This window comes from Ignavibacteria bacterium (assembly GCA_016707005.1).
Lineage (GTDB): Bacteria > Bacteroidota > Ignavibacteria > Kapaibacteriales > Kapaibacteriaceae > UBA10438.
The window spans coordinates 470,100-483,538 of sequence record JADJIQ010000002.1 but is presented as its reverse complement, the minus strand read 5'-3'; the positions used below and the strand labels follow the sequence as shown (position 1 = coordinate 483,538).

The window sequence follows — 13,439 nt, the reverse complement described above, 5'->3', positions numbered from 1 at the left end:
ATGAACGTTGTTGCGCTCACTCCGGATCGATTCTCTGACTTCATTCGGCTGATAAACGCATTGGCCGAATATGAAAAGCTTGATCCGCCGGCAGAGGATGCACTGGACCGACTCTATGGCGATGCGTTCGGTAGTGCGCCACGTTTCATTGCGTTTTTAGCCCTTACAGAGCATAACGAAGCTATTGGTTATGCGATATGCTTCGAAACGTACTCATCCTTCCTTGCACTTCCCTCAATGTACCTTGAGGACCTCTTCGTTGTAGAAGAATACCGTCGAAGTGGTGCAGGGGGCTCCTTGTTCGACAGAGTGGTGGAACTCGGCAGGGAACGCGGATGCGGAAGGGTAGACTGGCAGGTCTTGGATTGGAACATGCTTGCGCGTGATTTCTACGCGCGCCGAGGTGCCACATCGATGAGCGAGTGGCTGCTCTACAGGATCACGCTGTAACGCGCACCAGTTCGTTATCGATCAATCGTGTGCGGCCGATACGCACCGCAACACACAACGCGATCTCGTCTCCTACGTCAAACGTGTCCTTCGGTAGAAGCGTTGATGCATCAACCGCAACGGCATAGTCTATCGAAAAGCGCTCAACAGACTTAAGTGTTGCGAACATGCTTAGTTCGATCAACACCTTAGAGCGTTCACCGTGCATGATGGCTTTAGCTGCATGTGCAAGAGCGCGATGAATAACCGGTGCAACGGCACGATCTTCATCGGAGAGGTAGACATTCCGCGAGCTGCGAGCTAGTCCATCTGTTTCGCGCTGGGTTGGCATGATCGAGATCTTTACACGGCGAACCGTATCGATCGCGGAGTCCTCCACCATTCTGCGTATCACGAGCGTTTGCTGGAGATCCTTCTGCCCAAAGAAGGCCTCATCCGGCTGCATCGCTTCAAAAAGGTGCGATACCACCGTGGCCACACCGTCAAAATGGGTTGGCCGGAGAGCCCCTTCCAACATCTCCGTTACACCCGAAACATGGATGGAGCTTTGTGCGCCGTTCGGATACATCTCTTCTACTGTGGGAGCAAAGACAACCGAGCCACCGGCTTCCGCAACAACGGCTAGGTCGCGGTCGAGATCACGCGGATACCGTTCAAAGTCCTCGGACGGTCCGAACTGGGTGGGGTTGACAAAGATCGAGATGACCACTGCGCCGTGTCGAGTCGACGCCTCTCGTATCAGCGAGGCATGCCCGTCATGCAGATATCCCATGGTTGGGATGCAACCGATCGTATGGCCCAACGAGCGTTCGTTGGCAACCCATTGATGCATTTCTGCGACCGTTGTGATAACGGGAATGTCACGTTTTGGTGTCATGAATGAACGAAGATATCATGTTCGCCCACTTCATCATCATCGTTTCTCTTTTCTTCTTCACGATCGCAGTGAGGGGGCAGATAGGGACCGTTGCAGTTGACGAGTGGGCGGACGTGGTGGATCACACGTCATTCGATTCGCTGTGGCATTCATCGGTGGTGCGAGGAAAGCTTCTCACCACGGGCTGGCAAAGTCCTGCCTATGTTCGATATCGAGCATCTATTGCCGGTGCTAGACCTTCTGCGTTCTTGCCGCGGGCTCGCACCGCATTCTGGGTGAATGCCTATCTGGCCTGTCTTCTTGAGACCATGCATCTGCGGCGCGGCTATCGAAGCACTGTGTGGGATTCGTTGTGGGATCAGCGAGACACGTTTGATGTAGCATCGCGCAAACTGACGCTGAATGATATGATGAACGAGGCCATCACGATCTCGGGTACGGTTGGAATTGTCGCCTGTCTTCCGAGTGGCAGTTCACGAGGTGCTCCATTGCCATCACGTGCGGCAACTGCACGCACGATCCATCGACTCCTGCGCGACCAACTTCGGCGGATCTGTCGAAGCGAACGATACCTCCTGTACGACCCGGCAGGGAATGTTCTGCAATTGTCGTCGTTTTTTCACCCCCTCCTGGAGGGCATATCCAAGGAGGCACGGAGCGTCCCCGAATGGCTCTTACCCTATGTTACAGAGGGAGTTGCGGCTCAGATGGCCTTGCATGCCAGGACGATGTCCGTAGTTGTGCAAGATGTGATCGAAACGTGGCGGAAGGCCCGACCTCCATAGATTTGCGGATGTCACTTCCCATAGACCGATCCCTATCGCCCCGTCTTGATGCTGTTGCGGTTGCATCCCATAAGCTCACGAACCTCCCCGCCGACCACATGTTCATCGCCGAATACGCTCACGGTGAGTGGAGAAAGGCACGTATTCAGCCATACCGACCGATCCCTATGTCGCCGCTTGCTCTCGGCATGCACTATGCCCAGATCGTCTTCGAAGGCATGAAGGCCTATCGTATGGCCGGAGACTCGATCGGTGTCTTCAGCACCGATCGTCACCATGAGCGGTTCAATCGGTCGTTGGTACGTATGTGTATGCCGGAGATCTCGCAAGAGTTGTTCACCGACGCTATTCACACACTCGTTGACCTAGATCGCGATTGGGTACCGCCGGGTCCGGATGCGGCGTATTACATTCGACCGTTCATGATCGCGTCGGAAGAACGTATGGGATTGAAGGCTGCGGATGAGTTCCTCTTTATGGTGGTTGGCGGACCATTCCGTCCACTCTACCAGAAGCCCCTTCGCGTGAAGGTGGAGCGTGAGTTCACTCGTGCTGCTCATGGCGGCACCGGCTATGCCAAGTGTGCCGGCAACTATGCGGCTGCGATGTACCCAACACGGCTTGCCCAGGAGGCCGGGTTCGATCAGGTGATCTGGACCGATGCACGCGATCATGCCTTTGTTGAGGAATCCGGAACGATGAATCTCGCCTTTGTCATCGATGGGAAGGTGGTTACGCCAGCATTGAGCGACACCATTCTCGACGGTGTTACGCGGAACAGTCTTCTCACGATCGCTCGTGATCTCGGCATCGAAGTAGAAGAACGTCCCGTAAGCGTTGAAGAACTCCATGCAGGTCTGCTCAGCGGATCCATCACAGAAGCATTCGGTGTTGGTACCGCAGCATCCGTTGCACCCATCGGCGTGATCAACATTGATGGTGAAGACCTTGCACTTACAGTATCTCCGGATAAGACGATGTTCCGTTTGAAACAAGAGCTCAATGACATTCGATACGGAGTAGTGCCCGATCAACGCGGATGGATGAACATCGTAGACGGAATTGCGAAATGAATACCGGAGTATCCATGACCTGCAGATCGATCACAGCAATGATGTTTGCGCTAGTGACAATGAGTCTTTTGATGATCGGATGTGTTGGAACTCCGATCCTGACAGATAGCACCTGGGAGATCCTTTCCGTGCATGGTACGACCATTGACCGTTCGCCAGGAAGCCGCGGACTTCCGATGTTTCGTTTCCTGCCGGATTCGAACAAGGTGATGGGGTATACGGGATGTAATCAGTTCTCCGGTTCGTTTACGCAGGTGAAGAACAAGGTGACCATTGGACCGTTGGCAACAACAAAGGCTGCCTGTCCAACCATGGACCTCGAACAAAAGGTCCTCTCCGCGTTGACCTCTACAACGTCCGTGGGCATGGATGGAGAACTTCTGCAGTTCCTTGATGGTGACAGCGTTCTTATGGAATGCAAGTCCACACCACTCCCGATGAAGAAGTAGGAAGGACGGATCCGAGTGAGTGACGAGACCAAAACTGCCGCTCGCATCCTTCCTCTGCAATACGTTAAGGGTGTAGGTCCACGCAGAGCAGAAGCTCTGGCCAAGGAAGGCATCGTTACCCCCTACGACGTGGTGATGAATGTTCCTCGCGGCTACGTGGATCGTACGGCCGCGCCTAGCATTGCCGCACTTGTTGAACGATACCGTGCTCCTGATCTCTGGAATGGCGATGCATCTCATATCGTCAAGGTCACGTCCGAGATCTCTATCATCGCAACCATTGCCGACGTTCGACAAAAAACGGTTGGTAAGGGGCGGTCCATGCTCTCCGTTACCATCGCTGATGGTTCCGGAGCCACGGCCCAGCTGGTGTTCTGGAACATGGTGCAGTATTACAGCAAGGTCCTAAAAGAGGGGAAGACCTTCCTTGTTAGCGGCGTGCCCGACTACGAGCCGCGTTGGAATCAGCTTACCATCCATCATCCGGATCTTGAAGAGATCGATGCCGAAGAGGTGGAGCAGTTCCGAACGGGTTCCACGCTTCCGAAGTACCCGCTAACGCAGGGACTTCGCAATGCCGGTGTGAACATGCGCCTGATGCGTTCGATCGTGGATCAAGTTCTGGCACCAACACTTGCGGAGATCACAGAGCCCCTTCCATCATCGATCCTTGCGTCGAGATCCTTAATGTCGAAACACGATGCACTCAAGGAGCTTCATCAGCCCACGTCGCTGGCGCATGTGGAACGTGCTCGGTATCGCATGAAGTATGAAGAGCTCTTCGTGTTTGAGTTACTGCTTGCTGCGAGACGACGATCGCGTCGTACGCCCGAGGCCGGACTTCCGATGCAGGCCAAGAGTGCACGAGCGCGAGCGTTGGTGGAAAGCCTTCCTTTTGCTCTCACTACGGCGCAGAAGCGTGTGATCCACGAGATCGTGAGTGACATGACGTCGGGACTGCCGATGAACCGACTCCTTCAGGGCGACGTAGGGTCGGGGAAGACAATCGTTGCCTTGCTGTGTATGCTCAACGCCGTTGACAACGGCTTCCAAACGTTGATCATGGCACCAACGGAGATCCTTGCAGAACAGCATCTCCACGGCATACAGCGGATGCTGAGTGAGGCAGATGTAAAGGTCGTGCAGCTCGTTGGCGGACAGAAGAAGAGGGCCCGAGCGGAAGCATTGGCCAGGATCGAAAGCGGCGAAGCACAGATCGTTGTTGGTACGCATGCACTGTTCGAAGCCGACGTGCAGTACCATAAGCTCGGCCTGATTGTCATTGATGAGCAACATCGTTTTGGTGTTGCACAACGTGCTGAGTTACGAAGGATGGGTCGAGCGTCGCATCCCGATGGACCTCGCACTCCGCATTTGCTTGTGATGTCTGCCACTCCCATTCCGCGAACACTTTCCATGACGCTTTATGGTGATCTCGACGCATCGGTGATCGACGAGATGCCGGCGAACAGAAAGCCCATACGCACGTCCATCGTCTTCGAATCTGCGCTTGATGGTGTGTTCAACTTCATTCGTACCGAAGTACAGGCCGGACGTCAGGCCTATATCGTCTATCCCCTGGTGGAGAAGAGTGAGAAGATCGAGGCAAAGAGTGCCGTTGAACACTTTGAACATCTCCGCGAAATGATCTTTCCCGATCTGCGCATCGGCTTGTTGCATGGCCAGATGGGCTGGGCAGAGAAAGAGGAAGCCATGCATGCATTCCTTCGCCGCGAATTTGATGTTCTTGTATCCACAACCGTCATCGAAGTTGGCATCGATATTCCCAACGCCAGCATCATGCTCATCGAAAACTCTGAGCGTTTTGGTCTTTCGCAGCTCCATCAATTGAGGGGGCGAGTTGGGCGCGGGGCAGATCAATCGTACTGTTTCCTCGCTACCAAGGATCACTTCCGTTATCACGTCTCAAAGCCGACGAGCTCTGAGGATCGTGCAAAGTCCATCGTTCGTCTCAAGACCATGGAGGAGACCACCGATGGATTCCGTATCGCCGAAGTGGACCTTCGTCTGCGTGGTCCGGGAGACGTGCTCGGCGTACGTCAAAGCGGACTGCCGGAGTTCCGTTTTGCCGACCTTGTAACGGATGCTTCGCTGATCGTTGTGACACGCGAAGATGCCTTTGCCCTCCTGGAGCGAGATCCGCACCTGCGAGCTGCCGAGCATGCCGAGGTGAAGAAAGAGGTCATCCGGCTCTTTGACGGCGCGGGCTTGCTCAGCGTCGCGTAAATTGCAGGTTCATGTCCACAGCCCCGCTCCATAGCACCCACATCGGTTCTGACCCACGTCAGGCAATGTTCAACGTGAACGAGATCTTCACCTCCATCCAAGGTGAGGGCACACGTGCCGGGCTGCCATGCGTGTTCATTCGACTGCAGGGCTGTGCCCTTCGCTGTGCGTGGTGTGATACACCGTATGCATTGGATCATCGGGTGGTTGGAACAGAGATGACCGGGGCCGACATCATCGCTGAGATCGAGCGTATTGGCATCCCGTTCATAGAATTCACAGGTGGAGAGCCCCTTGAACAACCGGCTGTGGTTCCCTTGATGTCCGTGTTGTGTGATCTTGGGTATACGGTTGCAATTGAAACTGGCGGACACAAGGACATCTCGGTGCTCGACCAACGGGTGATCTGCATCATGGATGTGAAATGTCCGGATTCGAAGATGGCGTCAATGAACCGACTCGAGAATCTCACTGCCCTGCGTGAGCAAGACGAAGTGAAGTTTGTGATCGCTTCAAGGGCAGACTATGAGTATGCCCGTTCCATTGTGCGGGAGTATGATCTCGACACTCGATGCGCCGCTGTGTTGATGTCCTGCGTGTTTGGTGCACTCACCTTTGTCCAACTCGTAGAGTGGATCCTCGAAGACAAACTCAACGTTCGGTTCCAGTTGCAGATGCACAAGTTCGTATGGTCGCCCGAGACCAGAGGCGTATGATGTTCTTCTCCTCCATCATCCTCGGCTCCATGATCCTTGGGCTGGCGAACTCGGCAGTGCAAGCGCCAGTGCCTGTGGAGAGTTGCAATACATCCTCCTCCGAATATGCACCGAACTTCGACCCTCGATCCGGTTACATGGTTTTTACCTCTGAACGGTCCGGGACTGCAGCTGTGTATCGGATCATGATGCAACCCGGAACCAAGGCAGAGCCTTTCCCGGGAACGTTCAACACTGAGGATCAGCATCGCGGTTTTATCTCGTTCACCTCGTCCGGCGAGGCAGTAGGTGTTGCCTACGGTCAGTATGAGGAGCAGTCATTCCCCGGGATCGTCACAGCACCCAGAGACAACGGTGCCCTCAATCTTGGTCACCCTCTCACAGCCTTGAACGGTCCATTCTTTGTCTCACATCCTGCGATCTCTCCCGATGGCACCCGCTTGGTATTTGTAAGTGACCGAGTAGGGGGCGAGGGCGGACTCGACCTTTGGATCAGTGATCGTCGGGACGACCTGTCATGGAGCACACCGATCGGTCTTGGTCGGGCGGTGAACTCCATCGAAGACGAGATCAGTCCAACCTTTCTCTCCGCAGACACCCTGCTCTTTGCCTCCAACGGTATAGGGGGCAAGGGAGGATTCGACATCTTCTTCAGCATCTTCCGGGACGGGGCTTGGCAGGAATCCATCCCCCTTGATTGGCTCAACACCGAGTTCGACGAAAGCGATTGCATCATCCTCCCCGATGGCTCACAGGTGTTTGCCTCCAACAGACCCGGCGGCGCCGGCGGGTTAGACCTGTGGGTGGCGAAGAGAATAGCGAATAGCGAATAGCGAATAGCGAATAGCGAATAGCGAATAGCGAATAGCGAATAGCGAATGTAACCGTTGTTGTGGGCTGTGCCTCTCAATCAAAGTAACACTGAGGTGGGCACATGAATGATCTACAACAGAGGCAGCAGGAGTTCATGGAGCTCCTACGACCCATCCAACGGAAGTTGGAACAGTTTTGCCTCAACATGACGCGTGATAGGGATGAGGCCCGAGACCTGCTCCAAGACACCATTGTGGTTCTGTGGCAGCATCTCGATACCATTCGCGATAGGTCGGCCTTTCGGTCCTACGCATACACGGTTGCGGCCAATACGTTTAAGCGCAAGTTCACGCGCTCACGGTACTTCGGCATTCTTACCGAGGAGCATCACGAGAATCTTGCATCCACGGACCATTCGCCGGAGCAGTTAACGGACCATGCGCTCTTGCGCGACGCATTGCATACACTTTCCGTTCGATCCAGAGAGGCATTAATCCTCTATGAGATCGCAGACCTCTCGATCAGCGAGATCCAGAAGATCCAGGGCGGTACAGCCTCCGCCATCAAGGTACGACTCATGCGTGCTCGTCGTCTGCTGCAGCAGCGTCTTGGAGCATCACCACTCCTTCCAGAACATCAGCCAGTAGGTGCAGAATGAAAACGCTCCATCATGAACCACTCATGTCTGAGGACGAAATCCTCAACCTGCTCACGCAAGAAGCAGCCGCCCCTCCCAAACAAGAGCCTGCTAGCCCCTTTCCTACAACTTCGAGAGTGATCATTGGCGGTGCACTGTTGGCCGCTGCGGGAATAGCAACCGTCTACTACCTGACAACCGACGCTCCTGTGGTTGAGAGTGAGCCGACCCAACCAACGGCCTCCGAGCAGCATGTGGCAGTACAACAACCACGCCAAGCATCGGTGCAAGAGACCGGAACAAACAGTGACGAGCAGGCGCGAGTGCAGCCGCTTCTCATGACCATGGATGCGTCGCGCAACGAACTAACAACGTTGGGTGTGAATGCGGATGACCAGAAGATCTGGTTTGTAGAAGACGGTCAACGCGTTACCATCTCACAACGCGGCATCAGTCTTCGGCCAACGCAAGAAGCGGATCTCAACCGCACTCCTGTTGCCGTAACGCTCTATGACGAGGATGGTGCCTATGCCTCGTGGTATGATCACCAGCAAGGTACACCGGAGATGAACGATCTCGTCGCAGTGAAGATCCCGTTGCACAGCGCTGTGTCAGATCTTCATCAGAACGTAGTTGCCTACCTGTGGTTCGCACCGGAGATGGCCACGCACATTGATAAAGAGATAGATGACTACCAAGAAGACCGTGTTGACGCGAGAGATATACACATCGAAAAGGTGTTCCCGAATCCTGTATCAGGTAGTGAAGCGACCTTGCTCGTCAACGCCAAACAACCTACGTCGGCACGTGTCAGCATCATGGATGTATCCGGACGTGAACTCTCCGTTGTGTCCAACAACATTCGGCTGGACAATGGTCAGAGCACGATCATTCTTCCGGAACTACAGTCGCTTCCATCGGGCATGGTACTCATTGTGATCGATCTTCCTGAGTACGGCACGCGACTGGTTCAACGACTTCTCATTCAACGTTAACTCGAGGAGACCACTATGAAGAAGCTACTCGCACTACTGATCGCCCTTGCTCCCGTTCTCCTCGTTGCGTCATACGTTCACACCACCATCGTCCGCTCGAACAAAGAACCACGGAAGAAGGACACTACGGCAGTTCTCCGTCAGCCGGAACGCACGCGGTTCGGTGTGTTCGTGACGAATGAGATGGGACAACAAACGCCCCTTCGCATCTCCTCGATGAATGCTACCACGGATATCCGAGGTACCCTAGCAACGACGACCCTGGAGATCGTTGTGTACAATCCCAATGATCGGACGTTAGAAGGTCAGTTCTCCTTTCCTGTATCTGACGGACAAACCGTTTCCCGCTTTGCTCTGGATCTTAACGGCAAACTCCGTGATGCAGTGGTGGTCGATAAATCAAAGGCGCGTGCCACCTTTGAGGCAATTCAAAGAAGGGGAGTAGATCCGGCCTTGCTTGAATGGACCCGCGACAATGCCTTCCGCACTCGCATCTATCCCATCATGCCCCGCTCTACACGTCGGATCCTGATAGCCTACGAGCAAGATCTCACGCAAGGAGAAGACGGACTTCAGTATACCCTGCCGATCGCTGTGGATGATACCGTAGGGGCATTTAAATGGGACGTGTCCGTTGCAGCATTCGGGATGAAACCCCAGCTATCCGGCAATAGTGCAGACAGCATCTCATTCTCAAATAGGGGGCGAACATTCGTCTCCACTGTGTCACGAACGAATTTTCTGATCGCCCAACCATTTGTGATCGATGTGCCTGTTGTACCTGCCGCACATGTTGTTACGGTGAATGAGCACGGCACTGAAACCTTTGCCTCTATTGTGGTTGCATCTCCGAACACCACAGCAACATCTACAGAACGCCCCCTAGCTCGAAAGGTCACGATCGCATGGGACGCCTCGCTCTCCGGTGCTCGGCGGAATCATGAAAAGGAGCTGCAGTTCTTTGACGCCTACTTCGCCAAAAACGCCAACGTTGATGTCCAGCTTCATGTGTTTGCTCATGAGACCATTCGTGATCAACGGTATGTTGTGAAAGGCGGCAATTGGAGCGAGCTGCGCAACACGCTCTTGAATATGACCTATGATGGTGCTACACAGCTAGGGGCAGTGCCGCTTTCTACCTTCCGGTCTGACCTGGTGTTCTTGGTCACCGACGGAGTAAGTACGTTCGGTGAACATCAACCAACGATCGGTACAACACCAGTGGTCGGACTTGTTACCAGCGCATTTGCCGACATCGACCGTCTCCGCGCTTTGTGTGAAGGCACGGGTGGCGAGGTCTACGACATGAGGGTGACATCGATCAAGGACGCATTGAGCTCCGTCTTCACCACACGTCTTATGTTGGAGTCGGTAAAGGTTGTAGGGGGCGCCATGACGTCCATCTATCCACAGGGCATGGTTGATGCCCGTCTGTGCAACACCATCGTTGGTACACTTCAGTCACCAACGGCAGAGCTCGAGCTCGTCGTATTCCCTCAACGGAGCCTTCGTCGAGAAGAAGACCATTGCTGTAATACCCTCGAGCACAAAGCAGATGGTCTCACTGCTGCCCGTCAATGGGCGCAACAGGAACTCAAGACCATGGCCGGCGACCGCAGGGCTCGTGCTCATGATATCACACAACTCGGTATGCGTTTTGGTATCGTCACACCAGGAACCTCACTCCTCGTGCTCGAGACCCTCAACGACTATGTGCAGTATGATATCGAGCCCCCTGCAACAGAACCGGAGCTGCTTGCGCAATGGACCGAGCAGAAGAAGAACAACCCAGTCGTTAAGGTCCAATCTGCAGAGGCCCGTCATGCCCTTCTTGAAACACTCGTGAACGGTTGGAAATCTTGGTACCTAAAGCCACTTCCGGAGCAACGCAGTCCAGATACAGCGGTTCGTGTTGTTCCAGTAGATCCTCAAGTCCAGATAACAGCCCCTAGAGCCGGTTTGGGCGCGATCACTGGTCTTGTCAGAGACACTAGTGGACGGGTTGTCCCTGGAGCAACCATCCGGGTGCTGGGTACCACGAGGGGAGGAATAACGAAGACAAATGGCGAGTTCCTCGTGAAGAATATCAATCCCGGCGCGTACTCTGTCCGTGCTACAGCAGTAGGGTATGACACGGCAAGCCAAAGTGTAGTTCTCTCTGCTGACCAAACGAATGTTGTAAACTTCGCGGTCACACCTGCAGACGTCCGAATGAAAATGATCGAAGTTGCTGCTGATCCTGTAGTTGTGAGAAGTACGGACATCGGGACGACTCGAGTGCTGAAAGGTTCAGATATGACTCGGGTAGCTCGCGACAACACTGCATCTGCCTTGTCACTTAATGCTGGTATCCGTGCATCAGGCAACAACTTCGTAGTCCGTGGTTCACGCGCAACAGAGGACCAGGTCTTGGTAGATGGACTTGCGGTTACTGACCAATTCACAGGTGGGCTTGGGAGCTCGGGCGAGGGATCTGTCGCTCCAACTACACTAGCACGCAATGCTCCTTTACTCGAGAGGAGCGAGAAAGCCACCCTAGTGTCACGCGATGTATGGACTAGTGCTCTTCAAACGTGCTCCAAGGACTCCGTGTATTCCTGGTACCTTGGGCACCGCGCAGAGTATGGTCGAAATGTTGGGTATTACCTCGACGTATCAGACGTTCTTCGTGAAAAGGGGCTAACCACAGCGTCGTTGCGTGTTCTTTCTAACCTTGCCGAGCTCGAAGGGGAGAACCATCAGATGTTGCGGATCCTTGCACGACGGTTGCTTCAACTTGGCAAGGCCGACTATGCAGTTGAGGTCTTCAAGGATGTGCGCGATATACGTGATGAGGAACCACAGTCCTATCGCGACCTTGCTCTGGCCTTGGATGCTTCCGGAAAGCACCAACAAGCAGTGGAGATGCTTTATGCAATGGCCACGCGCACGTGGGACGGAAGATTCCCTGAAGTGGAACTGATCGCCCTCAATGAGATGAACCACATCATTGGACTCCATCCAAAAGACGTGGACGTTTCCAAGATCCCGCCTTCAATGCTCTACTCCGTTGCGTCGGATATTCGCGTCGTGATGGACTGGGATTCCGACAATTGTGACATTGATCTCTGGGTAACAGATCCCCAATCCGTAAAGTGCTACTATGGACACCGGTTCCCACGGTCTGGCGGAAGACTCTCACGCGATCTCGCTGGCGGATATGGTCCAGAGGAGTTCATGATCAAGGACGCCCCCAAGGGTACCTTTAAGATCGAAGCGAACTATTTCGGAGATCGTCAGCAACGCCTATCCGGTCCAACCACCGTGCAGGTTACCGTGTATCGAAACTATGGCAGACCAAATGAGCAGCGCACAAACTCAACTGTTAGACTTACAGGCGTGGCTCGAGTAGTGGACCTTGCACAAGTGAAGGTAGATTGAGGTTGTAACGTGGTCACAAAAAAAGGCTCGCAGTTTCCTGCGAGCCTTTTCTGTTGTGAGTGTCGTTTGAGGATCAGTTCGCTACGGCGTAGCGGACCAATGAAGTCCTGAAGCCTGGAATTGCCAGAGGTGGAACGCCGACGATGTTGACAACCGTTGCTACCTGCTCAGCGCGAACCATACCGATGTTTGGGGCAAACGTGTAGTACTGCGTGAGGACGATAGGAACCGGGATCACAGCGCCAAAGTTGAGATACAATGTGATGTTCATTGTGATCTCTGACTTCTTTGCTGTTACCGACTTGCCGTCAACGGTGATGGTCTCTGTGCCAGTCTGCTTCCCAGTGAAGTTCAGCTTTGCAGATCCGGTATACGATTGAGCGCCGCTGCCGATGGTGAACGATGGGATCGTGTCATTCAGTGCTGTCCACGTTGTTGCGTTCGCATCGAAGATGTTTACCCACTTCACGCCGAAATCGGCCGGGAGACCGAGGACTTTGAATTGGAGCGGAAAGGCAGTTGCTACTGTTGATCCAGTCTGTGCCATATAGACAGAGTCAGTTGCGGTTCCATTAACGAACACGATCGATTCGATCGAAGTTCTACCTTCATGTGTGACCGTTCCGTTGACAACTGTGCTGTCACTCGGTGATGGAACATCCGTTGTGACGCCTGCTGCGGTGATGTCTACCGTGACGTTGTCATGGATGAAGTACGAACCCTTGGTAGACACTACATAGCTGCTTGTGTCGGATGGGGTTGGCGTCACAGGATCTTCGCTACACGCCGACAATACAAAGACCGCGGCGAGCGCGAGAAGAGCTGAACGGATCATGTGGTGATGCTCCAATGAGAGATGTAATAGAGCGGAGGGCGAGGGACTCGAACCCCCACAGGCGCAAACCCGGCTGTTTTCAAGACAGCTGCAATACCATTATGCGAGCCCTCCGTGGGCGGCCACAAATCTACGGAAGCTT

12 protein-coding genes and 1 tRNA gene are annotated in these 13,439 nt (G+C 54.1%); 10 read left to right on the top strand and 3 right to left on the bottom strand.

Annotated features, from left to right (window positions below):
- Positions 1–450, top strand: coding sequence for a GNAT family N-acetyltransferase (locus IPI29_04925; protein MBK7411880.1), 450 nt, complete (start codon positions 1–3; stop codon positions 448–450).
- Here the strand turns inward: IPI29_04925 and IPI29_04920 are convergent.
- Positions 440–1,309 carry a pantoate--beta-alanine ligase gene (locus tag IPI29_04920; protein ID MBK7411879.1) on the bottom strand — a complete coding sequence of 290 codons (870 nt, stop codon included), beginning with the start codon at positions 1,307–1,309 and terminating at the stop codon, positions 440–442. The two genes, IPI29_04925 and IPI29_04920, sit on opposite strands and share 11 nt — an antisense overlap.
- Positions 1,310–1,329: 20 nt before the next feature.
- Here IPI29_04920 and IPI29_04915 point away from each other — a divergent pair, with 20 nt between their 5' ends.
- From IPI29_04915 to IPI29_04875, 9 genes are all read left to right on the top strand, one after another.
- Positions 1,330–2,112 carry a hypothetical protein gene (locus tag IPI29_04915; protein ID MBK7411878.1) on the top strand — a complete coding sequence of 261 codons (783 nt, stop codon included), beginning with the start codon at positions 1,330–1,332 and terminating at the stop codon, positions 2,110–2,112.
- A gap of 8 nt (positions 2,113–2,120) precedes the next feature.
- Positions 2,121–3,185 carry a branched-chain amino acid aminotransferase gene (locus IPI29_04910; protein MBK7411877.1) on the top strand — a complete coding sequence of 355 codons (1,065 nt, stop codon included), beginning with the start codon at positions 2,121–2,123 and terminating at the stop codon, positions 3,183–3,185.
- A 14-nt stretch (positions 3,186–3,199) separates the two neighbouring features.
- Positions 3,200–3,634: an META domain-containing protein gene (locus tag IPI29_04905; GenBank protein ID MBK7411876.1), complete on the top strand. Its 435-nt coding sequence runs from the start codon at positions 3,200–3,202 to the stop codon at positions 3,632–3,634.
- A 15-nt stretch (positions 3,635–3,649) separates the two neighbouring features.
- Positions 3,650–5,881: an ATP-dependent DNA helicase RecG gene (recG, locus tag IPI29_04900; protein MBK7411875.1), complete on the top strand. Its 2,232-nt coding sequence runs from the start codon at positions 3,650–3,652 to the stop codon at positions 5,879–5,881.
- 65 nt (positions 5,882–5,946) lie between these two features.
- Entirely contained in the window at positions 5,947–6,597 is a 651-nt protein-coding gene (locus IPI29_04895; protein ID MBK7411874.1) for a radical SAM protein, read from the top strand.
- Positions 6,594–7,430: a PD40 domain-containing protein gene (locus IPI29_04890; GenBank protein MBK7411873.1), complete on the top strand. Its 837-nt coding sequence runs from the start codon at positions 6,594–6,596 to the stop codon at positions 7,428–7,430. The genes IPI29_04895 and IPI29_04890 overlap by 4 nt, the downstream gene beginning before the upstream one ends.
- Before the next feature lie 101 nt (positions 7,431–7,531).
- Positions 7,532–8,068, top strand: coding sequence for an RNA polymerase sigma factor (locus IPI29_04885; protein MBK7411872.1), 537 nt, complete (start codon positions 7,532–7,534; stop codon positions 8,066–8,068).
- Positions 8,065–9,042, top strand: coding sequence for a T9SS type A sorting domain-containing protein (locus IPI29_04880; protein ID MBK7411871.1), 978 nt, complete (start codon positions 8,065–8,067; stop codon positions 9,040–9,042). Before IPI29_04885 ends, IPI29_04880 begins: the two co-directional genes overlap by 4 nt.
- 15 nt (positions 9,043–9,057) lie before the next feature.
- Positions 9,058–12,462, top strand: coding sequence for a carboxypeptidase regulatory-like domain-containing protein (locus IPI29_04875; protein MBK7411870.1), 3,405 nt, complete (start codon positions 9,058–9,060; stop codon positions 12,460–12,462).
- A gap of 73 nt (positions 12,463–12,535) precedes the next feature.
- On the opposite strand, the gene IPI29_04870 is transcribed toward IPI29_04875, so the two are convergent.
- Both IPI29_04870 and IPI29_04865 read right to left on the bottom strand, forming a co-directional pair.
- The gene (locus tag IPI29_04870; GenBank protein ID MBK7411869.1) at positions 12,536–13,297 is read right to left on the bottom strand and encodes a hypothetical protein; all 762 of its coding nucleotides are present in this window, start codon (positions 13,295–13,297) and stop codon (positions 12,536–12,538) included.
- A 32-nt stretch (positions 13,298–13,329) separates the two neighbouring features.
- Positions 13,330–13,411, bottom strand: a tRNA-Ser gene (locus tag IPI29_04865).
- Positions 13,412–13,439 lie beyond the last annotated feature (28 nt).

What these genes read in the sequence shown, in the direction of transcription:
- IPI29_04925 (MBK7411880.1), top strand. Translation starts at nt 1, where the DNA reads ATGAACGTTGTTGCGCTCACTCCGGATCGATTCTCTGACTTCATTCGG.
- IPI29_04915 (MBK7411878.1), top strand. Translation starts at nt 1,330, where the DNA reads ATGAACGAAGATATCATGTTCGCCCACTTCATCATCATCGTTTCTCTT.
- IPI29_04910 (MBK7411877.1), top strand. Translation starts at nt 2,121, where the DNA reads ATGTCACTTCCCATAGACCGATCCCTATCGCCCCGTCTTGATGCTGTT.
- IPI29_04905 (MBK7411876.1), top strand. Translation starts at nt 3,200, where the DNA reads ATGACCTGCAGATCGATCACAGCAATGATGTTTGCGCTAGTGACAATG.
- IPI29_04895 (MBK7411874.1), top strand. Translation starts at nt 5,947, where the DNA reads ATGTTCAACGTGAACGAGATCTTCACCTCCATCCAAGGTGAGGGCACA.
- IPI29_04890 (MBK7411873.1), top strand. Translation starts at nt 6,594, where the DNA reads ATGATGTTCTTCTCCTCCATCATCCTCGGCTCCATGATCCTTGGGCTG.
- IPI29_04885 (MBK7411872.1), top strand. Translation starts at nt 7,532, where the DNA reads ATGAATGATCTACAACAGAGGCAGCAGGAGTTCATGGAGCTCCTACGA.
- IPI29_04880 (MBK7411871.1), top strand. Translation starts at nt 8,065, where the DNA reads ATGAAAACGCTCCATCATGAACCACTCATGTCTGAGGACGAAATCCTC.
- IPI29_04875 (MBK7411870.1), top strand. Translation starts at nt 9,058, where the DNA reads ATGAAGAAGCTACTCGCACTACTGATCGCCCTTGCTCCCGTTCTCCTC.
- IPI29_04870 (MBK7411869.1), bottom strand. Translation starts at nt 13,297, where the DNA reads ATGATCCGTTCAGCTCTTCTCGCGCTCGCCGCGGTCTTTGTATTGTCG.